General features: G+C 62.7%; 19 protein-coding genes. 13 read left to right on the top strand and 6 right to left on the bottom strand.

The annotated features are described in order from the left end of the window. Positions 1 to 14: 14 nt before the first annotated feature. Complete coding sequence (tatB, locus tag DT343_RS05130; protein ID WP_112862001.1) at positions 15 to 593, top strand: Sec-independent protein translocase protein TatB; 579 nt, start codon at positions 15 to 17, stop codon at positions 591 to 593. Beyond that, positions 590 to 1480 (top strand): twin-arginine translocase subunit TatC, encoded by an 891-nt coding sequence (gene tatC, locus DT343_RS05135; protein WP_112862002.1) that lies wholly within the window; start codon positions 590 to 592, stop codon positions 1478 to 1480. The genes tatB and tatC overlap by 4 nt, the downstream gene beginning before the upstream one ends. A 97-nt stretch (positions 1481 to 1577) precedes the next feature. Here tatC and glnA read toward each other — a convergent pair whose 3' ends face one another. After that, positions 1578 to 2984, bottom strand: coding sequence for a type I glutamate--ammonia ligase (gene glnA / locus DT343_RS05140; RefSeq protein ID WP_112862003.1), 1407 nt, complete (start codon positions 2982 to 2984; stop codon positions 1578 to 1580). 81 nt (positions 2985 to 3065) lie between these two features. Then, on the bottom strand, positions 3066 to 3404 hold the full coding sequence (locus DT343_RS05145) for a P-II family nitrogen regulator (RefSeq protein WP_008261682.1): 339 nt from the start codon (positions 3402 to 3404) through the stop codon (positions 3066 to 3068). On the opposite strand from DT343_RS05145, the gene DT343_RS05150 reads away from it, so the two are divergent. The 4 genes from DT343_RS05150 (at position 3327) to DT343_RS05170 (ending at position 8526) form a co-directional block, all read left to right on the top strand. Then, positions 3327 to 4352, top strand: coding sequence for an NAD(P)H-hydrate dehydratase (locus tag DT343_RS05150; protein WP_258522503.1), 1026 nt, complete (start codon positions 3327 to 3329; stop codon positions 4350 to 4352). The genes DT343_RS05145 and DT343_RS05150 overlap by 78 nt on opposite strands. Before the next feature lie 146 nt (positions 4353 to 4498). Continuing rightward, complete coding sequence (locus tag DT343_RS17175) at positions 4499 to 5494, top strand: hypothetical protein (protein WP_146756711.1); 996 nt, start codon at positions 4499 to 4501, stop codon at positions 5492 to 5494. 11 nt (positions 5495 to 5505) lie between these two features. Continuing rightward, on the top strand, positions 5506 to 6066 hold the full coding sequence (locus tag DT343_RS05165) for a fasciclin domain-containing protein (RefSeq protein WP_112862007.1): 561 nt from the start codon (positions 5506 to 5508) through the stop codon (positions 6064 to 6066). A gap of 684 nt (positions 6067 to 6750) precedes the next feature. Continuing rightward, positions 6751 to 8526 carry an SLC13 family permease gene (locus tag DT343_RS05170; protein WP_112862008.1) on the top strand — a complete coding sequence of 592 codons (1776 nt, stop codon included), beginning with the start codon at positions 6751 to 6753 and terminating at the stop codon, positions 8524 to 8526. Positions 8527 to 8612: 86 nt separating this feature from the next. Here DT343_RS05170 and DT343_RS05175 read toward each other — a convergent pair whose 3' ends face one another. Then, positions 8613 to 9125: a MarR family winged helix-turn-helix transcriptional regulator gene (locus DT343_RS05175; protein WP_112862009.1), complete on the bottom strand. Its 513-nt coding sequence runs from the start codon at positions 9123 to 9125 to the stop codon at positions 8613 to 8615. 65 nt (positions 9126 to 9190) lie between these two features. On the opposite strand from DT343_RS05175, the gene DT343_RS05180 reads away from it, so the two are divergent. The 7 genes from DT343_RS05180 to DT343_RS05210 all read left to right on the top strand — a co-directional run bounded on the left by DT343_RS05180 (position 9191) and on the right by DT343_RS05210 (position 17874). Then, a complete protein-coding gene (locus DT343_RS05180; protein ID WP_112862010.1) occupies positions 9191 to 10966 on the top strand; it encodes an N-acetylglutaminylglutamine amidotransferase in 1776 nt (591 codons plus the stop codon). Next, complete coding sequence (ngg, locus tag DT343_RS05185; RefSeq protein WP_112862011.1) at positions 10956 to 12725, top strand: N-acetylglutaminylglutamine synthetase; 1770 nt, start codon at positions 10956 to 10958, stop codon at positions 12723 to 12725. The genes DT343_RS05180 and ngg overlap by 11 nt, the downstream gene beginning before the upstream one ends. Before the next feature lie 10 nt (positions 12726 to 12735). Next, positions 12736 to 13860 (top strand): osmoprotectant NAGGN system M42 family peptidase, encoded by a 1125-nt coding sequence (locus tag DT343_RS05190; protein WP_112862012.1) that lies wholly within the window; start codon positions 12736 to 12738, stop codon positions 13858 to 13860. A gap of 266 nt (positions 13861 to 14126) precedes the next feature. Beyond that, positions 14127 to 14390: a hypothetical protein gene (locus tag DT343_RS05195; protein ID WP_112862013.1), complete on the top strand. Its 264-nt coding sequence runs from the start codon at positions 14127 to 14129 to the stop codon at positions 14388 to 14390. Positions 14391 to 14499: 109 nt separating this feature from the next. Continuing rightward, positions 14500 to 16032, top strand: a complete 1533-nt coding sequence (locus DT343_RS05200) for a phospholipase D-like domain-containing protein (protein ID WP_181669121.1) — start codon at positions 14500 to 14502, stop codon at positions 16030 to 16032. Between the two features lie 753 nt (positions 16033 to 16785). Next, positions 16786 to 17172 carry a hypothetical protein gene (locus tag DT343_RS05205; protein WP_112862015.1) on the top strand — a complete coding sequence of 129 codons (387 nt, stop codon included), beginning with the start codon at positions 16786 to 16788 and terminating at the stop codon, positions 17170 to 17172. Positions 17173 to 17292: 120 nt separating this feature from the next. Beyond that, complete coding sequence (locus DT343_RS05210) at positions 17293 to 17874, top strand: hypothetical protein (protein WP_112862016.1); 582 nt, start codon at positions 17293 to 17295, stop codon at positions 17872 to 17874. Here the strand turns inward: DT343_RS05210 and DT343_RS05215 are convergent. From DT343_RS05215 to DT343_RS05225, 3 genes are all read right to left on the bottom strand, one after another. Further along, positions 17783 to 19540 (bottom strand): hypothetical protein, encoded by a 1758-nt coding sequence (locus tag DT343_RS05215; protein WP_112862017.1) that lies wholly within the window; start codon positions 19538 to 19540, stop codon positions 17783 to 17785. The genes DT343_RS05210 and DT343_RS05215 overlap by 92 nt on opposite strands. After that, complete coding sequence (locus tag DT343_RS05220; protein WP_181669122.1) at positions 19537 to 20814, bottom strand: site-specific integrase; 1278 nt, start codon at positions 20812 to 20814, stop codon at positions 19537 to 19539. The genes DT343_RS05215 and DT343_RS05220 overlap by 4 nt, the downstream gene beginning before the upstream one ends. 203 nt (positions 20815 to 21017) lie before the next feature. Further along, positions 21018 to 22217: a site-specific integrase gene (locus tag DT343_RS05225; RefSeq protein ID WP_112862019.1), complete on the bottom strand. Its 1200-nt coding sequence runs from the start codon at positions 22215 to 22217 to the stop codon at positions 21018 to 21020. Between the last annotated feature and the right edge of the window lie 138 nt (positions 22218 to 22355).

The following is a 22355-nucleotide window of genomic DNA, read 5'->3' on the forward strand; positions in this document are numbered from 1 at the left end:
GTAAGGGCTGACGCATGGGCGGGCTCGGCCCCGGTATCGGGGGTTTCGAATTAGTGGTGATCGGTCTGGTGGCTCTGCTTGTGGTGGGGCCAAAGGATCTGCCTGTCCTGATGCGTCGCGTCGGTCAGATGGTGGCCAAGGCGCGCGCCATGGCCAATGAGTTCCGATCCAGTTTCGACGAGATGGCGCGTCAGTCCGAACTGGACGACCTGCGCAAGGAGGTCGAGGCGCTGCGGACGGAGCAGGGGGCCATGTATCCTCTGGGCGCCGAGGCGGACGCCGCCTTCAAGGACATCAACGCTGGATTGACCGGGCCGACTGCGGCGGTTGCCCTGCCTGCGCCCGAAACGGAGGCGCCGGTGATGACGCCTGCGGCCAATGAATGGCCGGATACGCCCACGCCCGTTGAGCCCGTTACGACGACGAAATCCAAACGAACCGCGGCCAAGGCGAAGACGGGGGCGGCTGTTGCCGGATCGGCGACGGCCAAACCTCGCTCAGCAGCCAAGCCGAAGATCGCCGCGCCGGCGGCCAAGGCCAAGCCTGCAGCCGCCAAGCCCAAGACCTCGCGCAAGAAAGCCGTTGACCTGTGACGCCTTCCGATCGTGACGAGGCCGAGATCGAGGCGTCGCGCGCGCCCCTGATGGATCACCTGATCGAGCTGCGCGGGCGGCTGCTCATTTGTGTGGTGGCTTTCTTCCTGGCCTTCATCCTCTGCTTCGCCTTCGCCAACCAGATCCAGATTGCGCTGATCAAGCCGTATCAGGCCGCCGTGGCGATCCACGCCGCTGCCTTGGGGACCGGGGGTCACGCCAATCCCATCGAACTGATCGCGGTGATGACGGGAATCAGACCCTATCCGCCAGGGAGCGCCGCCGTTGTCCAACTGATCGCGACGGCGCCGCTGGAACAGCTCTTCACCAAGATGAAAATCGCCGCCTTTGGTGCGGCGGTCCTGACCTTCCCCGTCATGGCGTGGCAGATGTACCGGTTCGTGGCGCCGGGCCTCTATCGCAACGAGCGCGGGGCGTTTCTGCCGTTCCTGATCGCGGCGCCCGTGATGTTCTGCCTCGGCGGGGCGTTGGTCTATTATGTCATGCTCCCGTTCGTAATGCTGTTCTCGCTGAGCCAGCAGGTCGCCACCGACGGGATATCCGTGGCGCAAACCACCAAGATTTCCGACTATCTCAGTCTGGTGACCTCGCTATTGCTCGCCTTCGGGCTTTGCTTCCAGCTGCCTGTGGTGACGACGCTGCTGGGCCTCGCCGGTCTGATCAGTTCCAAGGTTATGGCGGCCGGTCGCCGCTATGCCATCGTGGCTGTGGTCGTGGTCGCGGCGGTCGTAACGCCGCCTGACCCGATCAGCCAACTGATGCTGGCTGTGCCTCTGGTAATTCTCTACGAGATCTCAATCTGGTGTGTGCGACTGATCGAGTTGCGTCGCAAGAAGGCGGACGATCTGGAAGCCGAGATCGCTTAGCGCCACGTCGGCGTGTCGATCGCTGCTCGAAGCCGCCAGCCATGCAAAAGGGCCGGGGAGCGATCCCCGGCCCTTTGTCTCGACTGCGATCAGGTGATCAGCAGCTGTAGTACATGTCGAACTCGACAGGGTGCGGATGCAGTTGCAGACGCATCACCTCTTCCATCTTCAGTTCGATATAGCTGTCGATGAAGTCGTCATCCATGACGCCGCCCTTCTTGAGGAAGGCGCGGTCCTTATCCAGGTTCTCCAGCGCTTCACGCAGCGAGCCGCAGACCTCGGGGATCGAGCCGCGCTCTTCCGGCGGCAGATCGTAGAGATTCTTGTCGGCGGGCGCGCCCGGATCGATGCGGTTTTCGATCCCGTCCAGACCAGCCATCAGCAGGGCGACGAAGGTCAGATAGGGATTGCCCATCGGATCGGGGAAGCGGGCTTCCAGACGCTTGGCCTTGGGCGAGGAGACGTGCGGGATGCGAATTGAGGCCGAACGGTTGCGGGCCGAATAGGCCAGCTTCACCGGGGCTTCATAGCCAGGCACCAGACGCTTGTAGGAGTTGGTGGTCGAGTTGGAGAAGGCGTTGATGGCCTTGGCGTGCTTGATGATGCCGCCGATGTACCACAGACATTCCTGCGACAGACCGGCGTACTGGTCGCCGGCGAACTGAGGCTTGCCGTCCTTCCAGATCGACATGTGGACGTGCATGCCCGAACCGTTGTCCGCAAACATCGGCTTGGCCATGAAGGTCGCCGACTTGCCGTAGGCGTGGGCCACATTGTGGATCACGTACTTATAGAGCTGCAGGCGGTCGGCCATGGTCAGCAGGTCGGAGAACTTCAGTCCCAGTTCGTGCTGGGCCGGGGCCACCTCGTGGTGGTGCTTCTCGGGCTGAAGGCCCAGATCGCGCATGACGCCGAGCATTTCGCCGCGCAGGTCCTGGCCAGAATCGACCGGATTGACGGGGAAATAGCCGCCCTTGGGTCCAGGGCGATGGCCCATGTTGCCTTCGGAATATTCAGCGCCGGTGTTGGCCGGCAGCTCGGTCGAATCGTAGCTGTAGCCGGTGTCGTGCGGCTGGGTGGACCAGCGCACGTCGTCGAAGATGAAGAACTCGGCTTCCGGTCCGAAGAAGACCTGATCGCCCACGCCCGACGACTGGACGTAGGACAGCGCCTTCTTAGCCATCGAGCGGCTGTCGCGGTTGTAGGGCTCGCCGGTGTCCGGGTTCAGCACGTCGCAGAACAGGAACATCGTCTTCTGCTGATAAAAGGGATCGATATAGGCCGTGGTCAGGTCCGGCTTCAGCAGCATGTCGGACTCGTTGATGGCCTTCCAGCCGGCGATCGACGAGCCGTCGAACATCGTGCCTTCGTTCAGGAAGTCCTCGTCGACCAGATCGACGTCGAAGGTGACGTGCTGCAGACGGCCGCGCGTGTCGGTAAAGCGGACGTCCACATATTGGACCTCCTCATCCTTGATCTCTTTGAGGATCTTGCTGGCGCTCATTCTCGGAAAGTCCTGTTCTTGTCGTTTGGGGAGGAGACCGGACAGCGACCCGAGGGCCGAAGGCCGGGGAGGGTAGTCAGGTCAGACGGCTTGGGCTCCGGTTTCGCCGGTGCGGATGCGGATCACCTCGGCGACGTCGGACACGAAGATCTTCCCGTCGCCGATTTTGCCCGTGCGAGCCGAGGTCTGAATGGCCTCGACAACCGCGGGCGCGAGGTCGTCGGCGACAACCACCTCGATCTTAATCTTGGGCAGGAAGTCGATGACGTATTCCGCGCCGCGATACAGTTCGGAATGACCCTTCTGGCGGCCATATCCCTTGGCCTCCAGCACTGTCATGCCTTGCACGCCCACGTCCTGGAGCGCCTCTTTGACGTCATCCAGCTTGAAGGGCTTGATGATGGCTTCGATTTTCTTCATGGCGACCCCGGAGCGGCGCACGGAATGCAGCGGCGCTCGGGCGCGAATGGGACACAGCAGGGCCGCTCAAAGCAAGCGATTTTCGCAGGCTGGCGAAGGATAATCGGAACGCGGATGATAGAAACCAACGACCCGGCGATCTGGCGCAATTTTCTGCCTTGGCCGAGCGCGGAAACGCACAAGCATGCGCGTGGACGTTTGGCGGTCGTTTCGGGAAAGGCGCATCATACCGGCGCTGCGCGACTTGCAGCTCATGCGGGTCTCAGGATGGGCGCTGGAGTCGTGCGAATCCTCTGTCCGCCAGATGCGGCGTCGGTGATCGCGCCGGCAGTGCAGGCGGTGATGTTGACGCCTTTTTCTTCACCGGAAAACTTAAGTCGAGAAGCCGCCGGCAGCGACGCCGTGGTGATCGGCCCGGCCGCAGGCCTGGACGACGCGACGATGGCAAACATTCAGTCGCTTGGTTCGACCGGCGCCGTTCTGGTGATCGACGCCGACGGCCTGTCGGTCTTCAAGGGGCGAACGGCCGAACTGTTCGCCGTGTTGGATCGCGACGACATCCTGACGCCGCATGAAGGCGAGTTCGAGAGGCTTTTCCCAGGTTTGCTCACTCATGGCCGAGAAGTCGCCGTTCAGGAGGCCGCGCGATTGGCTCAGGCGACGATCGTTCTGAAAGGCGCGCAGACCCTGATCGCGTCCCCGGACGGGCGAGTACGCCGAAACGAAAACGGCTCGCCGTGGCTGGCGACGGCGGGAACCGGGGATGTGCTCGCCGGCATGATCGGCGGATTGGCGGCACAGCGGATGGAGAGCTTCGACGCGGCCTGCGCCGCCGTGTGGCTTCATTCGGATGCGGCGCACACGTTCGGTCCCGGACTGACTTCGGATGACCTGCCGGACTGTTTGCCCAAGGTTTTATCAGAGATGCGGAGTTCGGCGCTGGACTAAAACGACGATCTGGGAAGCGGCTGCCCAGCAAAGCTAAGGCAGCGTGAAACGTAGCCAAGTCCTGACCGGTGGGCTGCGCGGAGGGCCTGCCGGCGATGGAACATCGGTACGCTGCACACGTTTTCGCTGCCGACGAGGAGTTCACGATGAAGCGATCCATCCCACTTGCCGCGGCCTTAGTTCTTGTTCTTGGCTCATCCAGCATCGCCCTAGCTCAGCCCGGACCGGGCGGCGGGCACGGCAACGGGAAGGGGAGGGGCGACCATCGCGAAGGCGGACCTGGCCGGGATGGTCCTGGGCGCGGCGATCAGGAGGCGCGTGAAGGTCGTCGTGATGGGCCAGGTGGAAGGGGCGGGCCGGCAGCCCACGTCGATGTTCGTCAGCCAGCATTTGTTGGTGAGCGGACGAACGGGAAGAACCGTATGTCCGAGCGCGACCTCCGCCGCGAGGTCGAGCGTCGTGCGGATGTCATGGCAGGCAGCCCAAGGGATGCTCGGAAAGAGTTGGATCGCCGCATCGATCGTGAGCGTGATCGACTGGTTTATCGACGGGGTTTTGACCGGGCCCTGACGGACGGCTGCCCTCCCGGGCTCGCCAGAAAGAACAACGGCTGTCTCCCGCCCGGCCAAGCGCGCAAGATTGTCGACGCGAGAGAGGATTATGCCCGCTACAACTATTTGTGGCGCACTCGCGCAGATGAAGCGAACTACATGTACCGCGACGGATACATGTATCGCTACAACACCCAAGGCGGCCTGCTCGGTTACCTGCCAATTCTCGGCGGCGTTCTTTCACAGGGCAATGTTTGGCCGACGCGATACGAATATCAGCCGGCCCCTCAATACTTCTCTGACTATTACGGGCTGAATGACCGGTACCAGTACCGCTATGCTGATGGCGTGCTCTACGGTGTGGATCCACAGACCCAAGGGATCGGCCAGATCGCGGCGCTCCTGACCGGGCAACAGTTCAACGTCGGCCAGCGCATGCCGGCGGGTTACGACGTCTACAATGTGCCCTACGCCTATCGCGACCGGTACGTCGACAGCCGACAGAGCCTGTATCGCTACAATGACGGCTATGTGTATCAGGTCGACCCCACCACTCAGGTGGTGCAGGCCATCATTCAGCTGCTGACGTGAGCGAGGGCCTGATGCGTAACACCAATGTGTGGGCGTTGGCGCCGATGATGGCGCTCGCCCTGGCTGCTTGCGGTGACAACGAAGGTTCGGCGACCGCGAAGTCCGGGGCCGTGCCTGCGGCTGCGCCCTCAACGAAGACGCTGGACGCGGAAATCCGTGATCACGCCGACTTGGACACACTGGATGGCGTGATCAATGCTGCGGGTCTGTCAGAGGTGCTCGCGAGCAAAGGCCCATACACCGTCTTCGCGCCCTCGAACGCGTCATTCAGTGGATTGAGGGAGTCCCTGACTGGTGACGCGCAAAAGGCTCAAAGCGCGGCGCTTCTGCGCGCCCACATTGTGCCTGGGGCACTGACGCGCGCAGATATCCTTGCAGCGATTGAGCGCGGCGGCGACGATGGCATCCAGATGCGCACGATGGCGGACACTCTGCTGACCTTCAGCCGCGATGGAGACAAAATCCTGGTCACCGCGCCAGATGGAGCCGTTGCCCACTTGACCGGACGTGAGGCACCAGCCGCCAACGGCGTGCTTCAGCCCACGGACGGCGTCCTCGTGAAATCAAGCTGAGGACTAATCTGAGCTAAGATGCAGCGACCTGACTTCGAAGATGGACGACTTGGGCGGCCGTTGTATATTGCTTATAGCGCCTTATCAGAAGACGATCGCGATTAGTCTTACGCCGGGGGATTGGACGACGTCGATCCTGATGCCTCAGTCCGGCGGATCAGCGCCGCCGGCTTGGGAAAACCGTCGCTCGCTGGAGTTTAGTGACACCCGGCGCCTGAGGTGTTGCCGTAGTCGCTGGATGACAGCTACGTCAGCCTGAGGGCGCGTTGATGGACCCACTCTCTACGGACGCAAATGGTCCATGTGCGCCCCAGCGTGACCATCGCCTTGTACAAGATAGCCAATGCCCACGCTATCGATCTCCCGTCCCAACGTCCATCATGCTTGTGCACGACCAGACCGAGGACACCGATGGCGACAGTGCACTATACATGGCGCGCCTGCCGTCAACACGACTAATGACAGCGCCATGCACCATGCGCGAAAATGTACGACGTTTGCGAGATTACATGCCGGCCTTCCCGACGCCCGAGTGTTTTGTCTTCATCTTTGTCACCTCTGCGTAATGGCAGGCGAGGGGAAGATTACGGCTGGCTCTCGTCCATCGTTCGAAATGACGAAGAGCTGGCTGCCTATCAACATTGAGCCTACGCTGCGTGCTGATTATGCGAGGGCGCTAGGCGAGTGACGCTTCAACAGGGACTGGCCTTTGGCCTTGTCGGGCTGACAATCGGCGCCTTCATCTGGGGTCGGTTTCGTTACGACCTGGTCGCGGTCGTGGCGTTGGTTGCAGGATTGGCGATCGGCATCATCCCCGCCGAGGCTGCGTTTGACGGCTTCAAGAACGACGTCACCGTCATCATCGCCTGCGCGCTGATCGTGTCGGCGGCCTTCGCCCGATCGGGGGTCATTGAACTCGCGATGCGGCGGGTGATGCCGCTGCTAAAGACTGAGCGCTCCCAGGTCCCGGTTTTGACCGGCGCTGTGACGTTGCTTTCCATGGCGACGAAGAATGTCGGCGCACTGGCGATCATGATGCCGGTGGCGCTTCAGGTGGCGCGCCAGACGAAGTCGTCTCCCTCCCGGCTCCTGATGCCGATGGCTTTCGGCGCCATGGCGGGCGGCATGGTCACCCTGGTCGGGACCGCCCCGAACATCATCGTCGCCGAAGTGCGCCAAGGCATCGTTGGCGAACCCTTCGCCATGTTTGACTACGCACCCGTGGGCCTGGCGCTCACGCTGATCGCCCTGGTGTTTTTGGCGTTCGGCTATCGTCTGTTGCCCCGCGATCGACAGGGCGCGACTTCCATGAGCGCGGCCTTGGCCGCCAACGCCTATGCCACGGAAGTCAGGGCGCCTGAAGGCTGGGCTCCGGGATCTATGACCGTGTCCGCTCTCGGCGCCCTCGGCGACGGCGAGGTCAAGATCATGGCGCTGATCCGTTCAGGGAAACGGCGGCTGAGTCCCAGAGGCAATGTCGTCGTCAAAGCGGGTGACGCGCTGCTGATCGAGGGCGAGCAGCAGGCGCTGGAGGGCTTCGTCAGTCGGGCTCAGATGAATCTCATCCGCGATGATCGCCCGGTTCCCATAGCGACCGCATCCGAGGAGATTGCGATCGTAGAGGCGGTCATCGGCCGAAACTCCCCGCTTCAAGGGCAATCTGTTCGAAGCTCGGACCTGTACGGCCAGCACGGGATCAATCTGTTGGGCGTGTCGCGAAGCGGCTTTCAACTCACCCAGCATCTGCGGACGGCAAAACTGGCGCCCGGCGATATCATCCTGCTCCAAGGCGCCGAACAGGCGCTGCCGGTCGCGCTGACGGCGCTGGATCTACTGCCACTGGCGGAGCGTCAGGTTCAACTCGGAAGCGTGCGCAGGCGGTTCATGCCGGCTGTTGTTCTTGCGTGCGCCATGACCCTCGTGGGCCTTGGCCTGGTTCCAGTCGCCGTCGCCTTCTTCAGCGCCGCCGTCGTGATCGTCGCATTGGGCGGCTTGAAGATGCGTGAGGCCTATGCCGCCCTCGATGGACCCCTGCTCGTTCTGATCGCAGCCCTCATTCCCGTCTCAGACGCGATCCAATCCACGGGAGGGTCCGACCTGATCGCGGGACTGCTTCGCCACGTGTTCACAGGCTTGCCGGGCGTTGCCGCGATTACCGGCGTCATGCTCGCCTCAATGGCGGTTACGCCCTTCCTGAACAATGCGGCGACCGTTCTGATCGTCGCCCCGATCGGAGCGACGCTGGCCAAGCAGCTTGGCTACAATCCAGACCCGTTCCTGATGGCGGTCGCGGTCGGCGCCGCGTGCGACTTCCTGACGCCCATCGGTCACCAGTGCAACACGCTGGTTATGGGACCTGGCGGCTATAAGTTTTCTGATTATCCCAGACTGGGCGCGCCTTTGAGCGCGCTCGTTCTGGTCACGGGGCCCTCGCTCATCTTGCTGTTTTGGCCTCTTTGATTGGCTCGAGGTCAGAAGATAGCGTTGGAACAGACAGGTCAGGATCACCGTTTCCGGCTGTTCGCCGGCTCGACATCCCGAGCCGCTTATGAGAGCCTGACAGCCTGATAATGTGGCTTCAAAGAGGCCTGAGCTTCGCGAGGCTGCATCAAAACTGCGAGGCGTTCGACAGCTTCAGCCATCGCCAGTCGTTCGCTGTGTGGAAGTTCAGCCAAGGCGGCGAGAAAGCCGTCGCCGAGCAGGCCCGGGGACGTCTGCAATGCCTGCCGCCCCGCGTCGGTCAAACGCACATGGACGACGCGGCGATCCACGGTGGAGCGATAGCGGGCGGCCATGCCCTTGGCTTCGAGCTTGTCCAGCACGGCGACGACGGTCGGCGCCGACATGGAAACGTCCCGCGATATCGCGCTGGTGCTGACTTCACCCAATGCGCGGATGGATTGCAGCACGAGGAGCTGCGGCAGCGTCAGCCCGGTCAGACGTGAAATTTCTCGAGACCGAACATCGATCGCCTGGGCGACGCGACGGACTGACCGGACAAGAGATGCGGTGGCGTCAACTGCCGCTTCAGGGCCTGGCTCAGGGGAAATATCCGCCATTCGGGTTGAACTCTTTCGTGTCCTAACCATTTGTACCCGCTGCTTCCACAATTCAAGGAGGATCCATGTGCGGTCTTAGCGGCGAGATCAATTTCGACGGACGACCGGCTGATGCCGGCGCCGTTCAACGCATGACCGATGCGCTCTCGCCCCGTGGACCGGATGGCTCCGGCATTGTTATGCGCGGCTCGGTGGGGCTGGGTCACCGCCGTTTGAAGATCATCGACCTGAGTGAGAAAGCTCAGCAGCCGATGGTGGACCCTGACCTGGGCGTGACCCTGGCGTTCAACGGCTGCATCTACAACTATCCCGAACTGCGCGAAGAGCTGCAGGGGATGGGGTTCCGCTTCTTCTCGCACGGCGACACCGAGGTCATCATCAAGGCCTGGAAGGCGTGGGGCGAAGCCTGCGTCGAGCGATTCAAGGGCATGTTCGCCTTTGTGCTGCATGAGCGCGACACCGGCCGCACCGTGATCGCCCGGGATCGTTTCGGCATCAAGCCGCTGTATCTGACCGAACAGGGCAAGCGTCTGCGATTCGCCTCGACCTTGCCGGCCCTGCTGGCGGCGGGCGACGTGGACAAGACCATCGACCCCGTCGGCCTGCACCACTACATGACCTTCCATGCGGTCGTGCCGCCGCCGCACACGATCCTGAAGGGCGTAAAGAAGTTCCCGCCGGCCACCATCCGCGTGATCGAGGCGGACGGGAGGGCCAAGGACCGCCTCTACTGGCAGCCGGACATGACCCGCCATGCTGAGGACGCGGCCCTGACGGCCGAGGATTGGCGCGATCGGGTCCTGGACAGTCTGCGCGAAGCGGTGAAGCGCCGCATGGTCGCCGACGTGCCGGTAGGCGTGCTGCTGTCGGGTGGGGTGGACTCCAGCCTGATCGTCGGTCTGCTGGCCGAACTGGGTCAGAAGGACCTGATGACCTTCTCGGTCGGTTTCGAAGAGGCCAATGGCGAGAAGGGCGACGAGTTCGTCTATTCCGACCTGATCGCCAGACATTACGGCACCAAGCATCACCAGATCTTTGTGCCGCACCAGCGGCTGATGGAGGCCTTGCCGGGCACCATCGGCGCCATGTCAGAGCCGATGGTCTCTTACGACAACGTCGGCTTCTACCTGCTGAGCCAGGAAGTCTCGAAACATATCAAGGTAGTGCAATCGGGACAGGGCGCCGACGAGGTGTTCGCCGGATATCACTGGTACCCGCCGATGCTGAGCGCGACCGATCCGGTCGAGACCTACGCCAAGGCCTTCTTCGACCGCAGTCACGACACGCTGAAGACGCAGCTGAACGGCGCCTATATGGCCGACAGCGACGTCAGTCGCGCCTTGGTCGAGGCGCATTTCGCGCAAGGCCGCGCAGCGACGCCGGTCGACCAAGCCCTGCGTTTGGACAGCCAGGTGATGCTGGTCGACGACCCGGTGAAGCGGGTCGACAACATGACCATGGCCTGGGGTCTGGAGGCGCGCGTGCCCTTCCTGGATCACGAACTGGTCGAACTGGCGGGCCGCATCCCGCCCGAGCACAAGCTGGCGCAAGGCGGCAAGGGCGTGCTGAAAGAAGCGGCGCGTCTGGTAATCCCCTCCGAGGTCATTGATCGCAAGAAGGGCTATTTCCCCGTGCCCGCGCTGAAATACATCCAGGGTCCGTATCTGGAGATGGTGCGCGAGGCCCTGACCAATCAGGCGGCGCGCGATCGCGGCCTGTTCGACCGGGGCTATCTGGACACCCTGTTCGCCGATCCCACCGAGCACATCACACCCCTTCGCGGCTCCGAACTCTGGCAGGTCGCAGTGCTGGAAATGTGGATGCAGCAGCATGGCGTCTGATATCCGCCCCGAGCGATCAAAGGCGCATCGGCTGAAACGTCTGCGGCACGAGGGCTTGAAGCCCCCGGTTCAGTCCGGGGACGGACCGACCCCCGATGCCGTGCTGGATTGCGGCTGGGGCCGACTGCTGTTCGCCCAGACCTTCGAGACGGCCGAGCCGCTGGTCGAGGCCCTGCGCGCCGAAGGGCCGGACCGGCGCGACATCGCCTTCTATGTCCGCAATCCGCACGTCCTGCTGGCCTCGGCGCCGCAGGAGTTGTTCCTGGATCCGTCGCACACCTATCGGCTGGAACTGGCGACCTATCGCACCAGCCGACGTCAGCCACGAGGCTTCACCGTGCGCCGTCTGACGTCGGAAACGGATGCGCAGGCGGTCAACGACATCTACGCCAAGCGCAAGATGGTGCCGGTTCCGCCTGACTTCTTCTGGTCGCATCGGGACGACCGGACCCTGACCTATTTCGTCGCCGAGGATACGGTGACGGGGGCTGTGATTGGCACCGTCACGGGCGTCAACCACGCCCGCGCCTTTCAGGATCCGGAATGCGGCTCTTCGCTATGGTGCCTGGCGGTCGATCCCCAGGCGACCCAGCCGGGCGTTGGCGAGGCCCTAGTTCGGCGTCTGGCCGAACATTTCAAGACCCAAGGCCTGGCGCACATGGACCTGTCGGTCATGCACGACAATGATCAAGCCATCGCCCTGTATGAGAAGCTGGGCTTTCGGCGGGTTTCCTTCTTCGGGGTCAAGCGCAAGAACCCGATCAACGAGGCCCTTTTCGTCGGCCCGACCGATGACCACGACCTAAACCCCTATGCCCGGATCATCGTCGACGAGGCGCGTCGGCGCGGCATCCACACCGAGATCATCGACGCTGAGGGCGGGCTGTTTCGCCTGAACTGGGGCGGTCGGTCGGTGCGGTGTCGTGAAAGCCTGTCGGAACTGACTTCGGCCGTCGCGCTCAGCATCTGCGACGACAAGCGGATGACGCGCCGCATCGTCGAGGCGGCCGGCGTGCGCGTGCCCGAGCGGATCGATCCCGAGAACCCCTCGGCCATCGACGATGCCCTCGTCCGGTTCGGGGCTCTGGTGGTCAAGCCGGCGCGGGGTGAGCAGGGGCAAGGCGTCGCGGTCGGCATGACGACGATGAGCGAGGTCCAGACGGCTCTGGTCCGGGCGCGCCGCATCTGTTCCGAGGTTTTGGTCGAGGAACAGGTTCAGGGCGAGGACCTTCGGCTGGTGGTGATCGACTACAACGTCGTCGCCTGCGCCTTGCGTCGTCCGCCGCGCGTCGTCGGCGACGGGCGCTCGACTTTGCGCGCCCTCGTCGAACACCAAAGCCGTCGTCGCGCTTCCGCCACCGGTGGGGAATCCACCATCCCGATCGACGCCGAGACGGAACGCACCCTGGCCGAGGCCGGCTATCGTCTCGAAGACGTGGCGCCTGAAGGTGCCGAGGTTCTGGTGCGCAAGGCGGCAAACCTGCACTTGGGCGGCACCATCCATGATGTGACGGACGAGGTGCATCCCGCCTTGATCCGCGCCGCCGTCGCCGCCGCCCGCGCCATCGATATTCCCGTCACCGGCATCGATTTGATGGTGAAGTCGCCGCGCGAACCCGACTACGCCTTCATCGAGGCGAACGAGCGCCCCGGCCTGGCCAACCACGAACCCCAACCGACTGCCGAGCGTTTCGTGGATCTGCTCTTTCCGCTGTCCGCCCCGGCCGCTGCGCGGACATTCCCGCGATCCGAAGCCTGAAGGAGGCCCCTTGGCCCGCCCCGCGATAGACCTCGACTACCTGAAGGCCCGCCTGGCCAATCTGCTGAACACGCCCAGCCCGACCGGCTACACGGACGAGGCGGTCTGGCTCTTGTGCCGCGAACTCGAGCGGCTGGGCCTCGACTATGAGATGACGCGTCGCGGCGCCCTTCGCGCACGCCTGCCGGGCCGTACGCCAAAACCGGCGCGCGCCATCGTCGCTCACGTCGACACCCTGGGCGCCCAGGTCAAACAGGTGAAGGCGAACGGCCGGCTGGAACTGGTCGCGATCGGTCACTGGTCGTCGCGTTTCGCCGAGGGCGCGCGGGCGACGATCTTCTCCGAGAGCGGCCCCTATCGCGGCACCATCCTGCCGTTGAAGGCGTCCGGCCATACCTTCAACGAAGAGGTGGACACCCAGCCGGTGAACTGGGCCCAAGTCGAGCTGCGCATCGACGCCGTGACGCACGGCCGCGAAGACACCCTGGCCCTAGGCGTGGATGTCGGCGACATCGTCGCCATCGATCCTCAGCCCGAGTTCATCGACACCGGCTTCATCGTCTCGCGCCATCTGGACGACAAGGCGGGCGTCGCCACCCTTTTGGCCGCGCTGGAATGCATGATCCGCGAAGGTCGCACGCCGACGGTCGATACCTGGTGGCTGTTCACGATCGCCGAGGAGGTCGGGCTGGGCGCTTCGTCGGTGCTGATTCCGGATGTCGCCGCCATGGTGACGGTCGACAATGGCACGACCGCACCTGGCCAGAACTCGTCGGAGTTCGGCGTCACCATCGCCATGGCCGACCAGACAGGACCCTTCGACTGGCACCTGTCACGCAAACTGGTTCAACTGGCCCGCGACCACGACATCCCGCACCAGAAGGACGTCTTCCGATACTATCGCTCGGACTCGGCCTCGGCCCTGGAAGCCGGCGCCGACATCCGGACCGCCTTGGTCACCTTCGGCATCGACGCCAGCCACGGCTATGAACGCATCCACGAAAGCGCGCTGGAAGACCTGTCGCGCCTGCTGATTGCCTATGCCGAAAGCGACGTCGAAATCAGCCGTGACGCCAAATCGCTGAGCGGGGCAAAGGGCTTCACGCACCAACCTGTCGGCGAAGAGGTGGATTAGCGCTTCAAGCGGTCGCACATTCGCGCAGCCTACCGAAACTCACGTAAGGAATGTCGGCTTGACGCAGCGTTCGACATGCCTGCTCCTGGCGAGACGGCGAAATCGGAGGCTTCCCAGCTGCGACGCCCGCGCGACGTAGCACCAGACGCTCGACCTATTACGCCAGTTAAGAAAATGTCTGTCGCCATCGGCAGGCCTTCGTCCTAGCCTGCCGACGCTGTAATCGAAGGCGGATCAGCCGCCGGGTCAGCAAGAGGAAACACACAATGCGCATCCTGTACATCGCCGCTGCGGCCGCCTTGGCCTTGGCGGCCTGCTCCGACCGCACCGAGAAAAACGCCGCCGCCACTGCGGAAAATGCCGGCGACACGGTCGCTTCGGCGGCCAGCGACACAGCCGCGAATGCAGACGCCGCCGCCGACGCGACCTCGGCTGCGGCCAAGGACGCAGCAGCCGAAGCCGACGCCGCCGCCGATACCGCGGCGCGCAAGACCGATGCGGCGGCCGACGCCGCAGCGCGGACCCAATAAGACAAACGTCGCGACGCTGCCGATGCTTTTCGGCGGCGTCGCGTCACCTTCTAGATGCTGTAGTTCGTGCGACCGGCTCACCGGGCGATTTTTGTCGGGAGACGTCGAGATGCTGGAAGTCGGAACCACCTGCTGGCGCGCCGAAGTCGCGCCCCGCGCCGCGCTACTGGTGGACATGGAGCCTTATCTGGCGGCCGCAAAGGCGGCGATGAGGCAGGCGAGCCGGTCCATCCACTTCCTGAACTGGGCCTTTGATCCCGACACCATCCTTGATCACGAGCCGACGGACGGTTCGGGTCCGCAAACGATCGGCCGCTTCCTCAGAGATTTGTCCGAGGCCCGGCCGGAGCTCGAAATCCGGATCCTGTGCTGGAAGTCGCCCGTCGCCGTTGCGGCCACTCAGCGGTTCTTTCCCTGGCGCAGTCGTCGCTTCTTCGCCGACACGCGCGTCGATTTTCGTCTGGACGGAACCTTGCCGCCAGGCGCTTCCCACCACCAGAAGGTCATCATCGTCGATGACGCCGTGGCCTTCTGCGGCAGTTGCGACATCGGTCCCGACCGGTGGGATAGCCCCGAACACCTTCACCCCGACCCGCGTCGCGGGAAGACGGCCAAAGGAACGCCCTGCTACGATTGCCGCCATGAGGTCATGGCGATGATCGACGGTCCGCCGGCGGCCACTCTGGGTTATCTTTTCCGCGAACGGTGGGCGAGAGCGACCGGAGAGATGCTGGCTGCGCCGGCTGAAACGGTTTCCGACGTCTGGCCGGCCGATGTGAAGCCTGATCTGGAAAACGTCGAGATCGGCGTGTCCCGAACCCAGGCCCCGTGGAAAGATTTCCCGGAGCTGAGGCAAGGGGAGGCGGCCACCTTGGCCGCGATCGCCTCGGCCAAAACGACCCTTTACATTGAAAACCAGTATTTCACGTCGCCCATCGTGGCGGAGGCCATCGCCCAGCGGCTCGATGAAGCCGACGGTCCGGAGGTGATCTTGGTGTCGACCCGGCATTCGCCAAGCTGGTTTGACCAGATGACCATGGACAAGACGCGCGCCGCGTTTCTCAAGAGGCTTGAAGACGCGGATCGGCATGGGCGGTTCAGCGCGTACAGCCCCGTCACCCGCAACGGCCGGATCATCATCGTCCACGCCAAGCTCGCCGTCGTCGATGACCGTTTCGTGCGCATTGGCTCCAGCAACGTCAACAACCGGTCGCAGGGCTTCGATAGCGAATGCGACCTGACCCTGGATGCGGGGGCGGACCCTGAAGGGGCGGGAGGGTCGTGTGTCGGCGTGTTTCGCAACCGGCTGATCGCCCACTGGCTGGGATGCGAAGAAATGCAGGTCACCCAGGCGATCATGACCCACGGCGGCATCAGCGCCGGCATCGAACATCTGCGGGACGAAGGTTTGGATCGTCTGCGTCCGCTTCGGTCACGCAGTCACGGCGCCTTTTCCCGGTTCGTCGCCGAACACCATCTAGGCGATCCCATCTCGGCAGCCGACAGTCTTCGACCGTGGCGCCGACCCGCGCAGATGCGACACAAGCTTGCCGCGGCGGCGCATCGGCTGGTCCGCGCAGACATTCCGGCCCCGGACGTGCCGCTCGGCGGTTCGATCGAACCGGGCGTTGGTCAGGACTAGCTTTGGGTGCTGGCGACGGATTACTCTCGAAATCTATGGGTTGGGCGGGCGAGCGTCTTCGTTGTCACTTGGTTGAGCCAAGTGACTCTGCCTATGAAGGCGGGCGTCCCGACGAGGCTACAGAAGTGGTCGCTGACGGCTTTGCCGATGCACAAAACTTCAATGGAGTGATCGCTGTTGCAACCATAGGGACAGAACTGGGACTGGAGCACTATGCCTGCGATGCAGTCGCCGTATCAGAACTAGAGTCTCAGGTTAAAGGAAGCGAAGGGCCGCAACACTAAGGAATTTCAGGTTAAACACGGCTCAAATCGACACGATCACGTTTGCGTTGCTTCACAGATCGCACAAGTTCGGTCGATGTTGCCGACCTAATCGATTGTAAAAGCTTCAGAAAGCTGCAGTTCGGATTTGGTCGCCTGTTGCAGCCTCTATGAGTTCGAGTGTTGCAGGCTGTGGCGGTCACAGCCGCTCTTCCCTGCCTCCGACCTAGCAGACAGCGCCCCTTCTGAGAGCTGTGGATAAACGCCAGGAGGAAGCGAGATCGACCGCTTCTGACTCAAAGACGAAGTTAGTTGAGTCCGCTGTAAGGCGAACAGCAAGGGCATAATGCGAATCGCTCTCGGTGCTCAATCCGGCGGCCGTCGGACCAATTTTGCCTGAGCGATCAGACTTGACCGACCCGCCCGACGATCCCATCTCCGACACGGCCCCACGTTCGCTGGCCCAGGCGACGAGGATGGGGTCTGATCGATGGCCTTTGTTGGGGTGGCGCCCCGTCTGAAGTCCGGACGTGAAACGGACACCGATCTCCGCGCCGTGATGGGCGTGCGCCGCCGGGCCAAGGGCGACGCTAAGGCGATCTCCATCCCCAAAAGCCTGGCGCAACGCCGGGCGGATCGAGATCCCATGTTCAAGTTCGACATCGCCGCCATCATCAGCGCCGTGCGGTCGCCGCTCCAGTTCGCCGCCCTGCTGGCGATCCTGATCTTCCTGTCCTTCCTCGTCCTTCGCCTGGGCACGGAGCCGCTGCCTGGCCAGGGATGCGGCGCTGGCCTGACCTGTCCCTCGCCAGAAAGCCGCGGCGCCTCTGTCGAACAGGTTCGTATCACGCTGGAATACGGCCGCCGGTTGCACTAAGCTTCGGCTTGGCGATTGACCGGGACGGCCCACGCAGCCCGCTTCAGGGCGTAAGCCGACCTTCAACACTCGACCACCCCCGGCAGTGGCCCGGTCCGTCGCCCCAAATCTCCGGGTCCCATGCAAGACGTCGTCATCCATATCAAACATCCGGATATGGAGCGGATCTCCGACCGTTCGGCCCGGCAGGTTCTGAAAACCCTGTCCGCCTCTGTGCGACAGGCCCAGGCCGAGGACCTCCGGAACTTCATCTTCAGTCTCGACCTGCCCTACAGCCGGCTTCAGTCGATGGCCGATCTCATGGACGGCCCGATCCAGCGCACCCCGGCCTATGATCTGGAAGAACTGCGCAAGGGCTCGCTGATCCTGACCGCGGTGGTCTCGGTCGCCATCGTCGGGGTTTTCGTGCGGGAAGTCGTCGAAGTCGCCCTGGACGACGAGGAGGAACGTCGGAAGGTCTTGGTCGCCCTGCGCCGGCATATGAAGAAGGTCTGGCCTCAATCCTTGCTGGACAAGGTCATCGCCGACCTCAAGGAGCGTGGCCTGGGCGCCCGGATGATCATGAAGACCTGGAAGATCCGCCAGCAGGACAAGGAGACGATCGCCCGCATCATCGCCGAGACCGAGGCGGATGAGGACGGTCGGCGACCCCGAGGCGGAAAAGTTCGGTGTTCTGCAGGTGCCGGATGGCGTGCGGATTGACAGCCAACAAACGTGACTTCTCGTCCATCCCGTACTTCTGAAAGAGCTTTCCTTCACGGGCCGATCCGCCGAGCTGCAGTTCCAGATCTTGTCGCTCCGTCCGTTGCACGGCGAAGTACCGGTCGAGATCAACGATGGCGTCGTGCTTCTCCTCAGCTAGCGCCCGAGCCGGGTACAAAAACAAGAAATCTTCAATGCCTAGAGCACGGCTTCCGGCCTGGCTGACCCGCATGTCCGGCGTTTTGCTCGGAAGGTGGGTGGCCGCATACGACTCCATGTCCGCGCCGAGCACGTATAGGCCGATATCACCTGTACGAACCCGGTTACCGAGGTGGAGAAATTCGCCGCGACTGTCGCGAACCATGGGGCGCCGCAGCGCGGTGTTGGCACGCAGAAAATACTCCCGGACCTGCTTATGAGGCCGGCGGGAGGCCCAAGCGCGTTGGTGATCCCGCATCTCAGTAAGCACGCTCGCGTCATAGTTTGCCCGGTATCGGGTCTTCAGGTCATCGGGGATGGGCTCGCTTGAGAGTTGCATCATTCCAGACAAGCGAGAATAGGCCTCCGTCCACGGAACGAGGGCGTCTAGCGCGACCTCTGGGAAGAGCCGTCCGGCCGTCCGCTGAGCTTTCAACATCTCTCGCATCGGCGCGGTAAGTCGGAGCACTTCCGCGACGCTCTCTTTGACGATCGGCGCAAACAGGGGAGGGACGTGGTGAAGACCTTCGATCAGGTCAGCTCCACGGCACTTCGCGAACTGCTTTTCAGCAAAGTGCCTGAGCGCCAGAGCGGGGGCAGGGGGGCCATAGAGCCGAGCATGCGAGGTCTCCTGCTCACGGGAAACGAGGGTCGCGGCAGGCAAGGTCACGAGTTCGCCGGCACGGAAACCGGTCGTGAGGAGAATGCGCACTTGGTGAAATCTGACCATGTCAGAAACCGTGCGAGGTCGTTCGCCGAAGACGATCCGTATCAGCTCAAGAAGGGCCTCCTCGCTGGGCAATTTCTCGGCGAAGTGACGCTGGCTGAGTTCCGACCTGAGCGCAGTTGGCCGCTTGGTGTCGGTTTGCCGGCGTGACGTGACGGCGAGCTTCTGAACTTGTCCGAGCAACTCCGATCGGCCCGGATAAGCTGTGCAATACTGGGCAAGCGGCCGATGCTCGCAGATGCCTGTCGCATCGAACCAGCGTGCGACCAACGCCTTGAGCGTAGACGCACGCTTGGCGGAGTCGCTGGCGACCAGAGCTGCATTGAAGCCGAGCTGCACTTGGTCGCTGCTTAGCTCGTGCGGCGCCAGCGAACCTGCGGCCGCGGCTAGGATGCGAAAAGAGGGACCGACATTCGCACCGAAGTTGGAGGGCTTGTTGCCCAGAACGAGGATGTCCTGCAGCGCTACCGCCTTGTAGAGTTCGATCCACTCGCCGGTCATTACAGGTGCGGCCTTACCGCCTCCAAAGCGAGCAATCGCGTCCAGGCTGGCGTCGTGAGTGGCAAACGTAGAAAGCTTGACCCTCACTCCCGTATTGGCGTTCACGAGGGCCGACAGGTCCCACCAGCGGTCCCGGGGGATAGAACCGGTCGTCAGGTCGTAGGGGAGGTCCCAGCTGAGATGCTTGGACTCTGCGAGCTCCCGTCCGAGGCGAATGAAGGCTTGGAGTTCAGGGGTCACGAGGATTTCTCCGTTTCGCCAACCACTGCTTCGATGGCCTCCAATGTTGAGCGGAGCTGCATCATTGCTCCTGAAACTCGATCAAGCTTCGCCGGCTGATCAAAGTCTCGAACGACGCCTCGAAGATCCTCGAGCACACCACGGTGCAGAGCCGCGTCGGAAACGGGCAAAAACTTGTGGCAGGTATAGCAGGCGAGAACCGGATTCCGCCGGCACTGCGTCTGACCGGATGTGCAGGCTCCAATTCCCGAAACCGGAATGCCGTGAGGCATGCCGGAGACCTGCTCATCCAGAGGCCGTTTCAGGAGCTGGGTCGCGGTGATTAAGTCGCCTCTGCCGGCGGCTGCCACTGCCTGATAGGTCGGCGAATATCCCAAGGCGGCGTTGACCAACGCGGCTTGGGTTGGCGAACTTGTGAAATAGACATCCGCGGCGGTTGTGTCCGTATGGCCCAAGAAGTCAGACACGCTCTCTCTGGAGGCGCCACCGTCCACCAAGCGTTGTGCGGCGGTGTGCCTTAGGTCGCGAGCGGAATATGCTGTTCCGCTTAGGTCGCTCGTAAGTGCCTGAATTACGTCTCCGAGTTGATCGGGCCGCAGGTCAAAGAGCTTCGCTGATTTAGGAGGTCTAACCTCCATCCAAGCAGAAAAGATATTCACCCATCCTTGCTGTACGCGGCGAGTGACCGTTCGACCAATTTTCGCACCACGCTGTTTGATTAACCCAATACGGATATGAAGGGCGCCATTCTCGAAAAACTTCAGATCTTCGGGCTCAATAGACGCAATCTGTTTCGTACGCAGACCAAACTGGAACGAGATGGCCAAGATGGCGGCATCTCGGATTCGGATGCGGGGAGGTCGGGTCTCCTCGACCTCGCGAGCTACGGTATCAATGAACTCTACGATTAATGAGCGAGCGTTGCCGCTAAGGAAGGACGAACCATCCCGGACACCGGCGTACTTGTCCAAGTGATGACCCGGCAGGTCGCGGACGAGCGACAGATCCGAGATCCGCCATTCTCCCAGTTCAAGCCGGCACGTGGTCCGAGCAAGATGCCTAACGGCGACGGCCTGCTGTCTGGTCAGCCGGTCACGAAAATCGACAATCCAACGCTGCCGGAATGCCGTCGGTGAGCTGCCGAGAAGGTGCCGGATGATTCCGGTCAGCAGCTCTGGGGCTAAGCGGTTGTAAACTCCACAGTAGCCGATGGCGGTTGCGGGCGAGAGATTGGTCAGAGCCTCGACCAAGGCGACCTTCACAAGGTCCAGCATCGGCGAGTTCGCCCAGCGGAGCGCCAAGCTCACTTCGGCACCGTTGTGCTCTATGACCCAGCCACTCTCAGCGTCAGTTCTGAGAGTTCGCTGCATTCGCGCGAAGTCATCATAGTACCGGACTATGGTCGGAAGCGGGGGGACGGCGGCGAGGGAGGGAAGGGGAGTTTCATGCCCGCCTCCCAGCGGAAGCTGAAGCTGTGTCATCCGAACACCCCCTCCCGAAGAGCGGCCAATGACGCTTCGAAATCTTCATCCCACAGCTGCGCGTAACGAGGGTCGAAATACGCCCGAGCATAGTGAAACGGCATCTCTGAATCCCGCGACCAACCAAAGAAGGGGCGGAGGCGCCTGATGGCTTCGTCATGTGCCATGCCTGAGGACATGAAGCGCTGTAACCGAATGACCGCGGCCGTATGGCGAAACGAGTGCGCTGAGAGTTTCCCATCCGCATGCCGCCGAATGGCGTCGACGGCGTCGACGGAAAGACAATCAACAGCCGTAGCTATGATCTGGTCCAAAGTGCTGGCGGCGAGCGGACCGTCTTGCAACGAACTGAAGAGAAATGCGTGGGGCGGGTCACCGCGGAATTGGCTGACGTAGGTGTCAAGGGCCGTGAGCAGCGCGAGAGAGATCGGTAGCTGTCGCATAGCAGGGCCGTTCTTCAGGCTGGCCTGCCGCGCGCGAGGGTCCTGTTGCAAGAGGCTGCCGTCGATCGAAAGCCAGTGCCGTAAGCCACCAGCCTTCTCGTCGAACTCAGTTTGGAGGGCTGAAACGCTTAACGACAGGACCTCGCCTTTGCGAAGGCCAAGCTGTGTTAGCACCAGGAGAATGACGAAGTTGCGCCATTTGAGGGCGTCGGTTCGGAAGGGATTTCGGACGCTGTCGGGCCGAAAGACCTCATAGAGTTCCTCGAGCGCAACTGCGGGAATGGCCCGGAGTCGGACATTTGGCTGACGGCCGGGCGGCCGCAGCTGCGCATACAAGCGCTTGATCCGCCGCAATTCTCGCCCAAGCTCGGCCGTATCGGACCTGACCACGTTCTCCAGGATGCTGAACACGAACTGTTTCGACAGCCGCCAACGGCTTTGCCCATTCAAGCTGTCGGCGCCTGAGAGCAGATTTGCCGACAGCACCGCTTCCAAGGACGAAAGATCCGCAGACAGCAACGCAGCGTCCAAGTCTATCGGCGGGGTCATGCGTTCGGCCTGATGGTAGAGCGCACTCGCTGCTGCGGCGTACTTTCCTCGGGTCGATGACGCCAAGTGGCCGTTGAGAAAGTCGATCCAGATGGTGGCGCTGTAGCGCGGTACTCCAAATGGATCGGCGCAGTACGGCCCGAGCAGAACCGCGGAACAATCTTGCATACTCAAACTCAGACAGCTGCCAACAAGCGTAACCATGGCTGCTATCCCAGCTTCGAACTCCCAAGATCAATCCCAGAAAATTGGTCTGTGGCCCGCACGAAGCCCCGTCGCTGCGTGATTTTGGATCTCCGCGCCGGGGCTCCGTGCTACAGCTCATGCAACACCTTCGACTAT

Origin of the sequence: Brevundimonas vesicularis, assembly GCF_900445985.1 — a bacterium.
Lineage (GTDB): Bacteria > Pseudomonadota > Alphaproteobacteria > Caulobacterales > Caulobacteraceae > Brevundimonas > Brevundimonas vesicularis_D.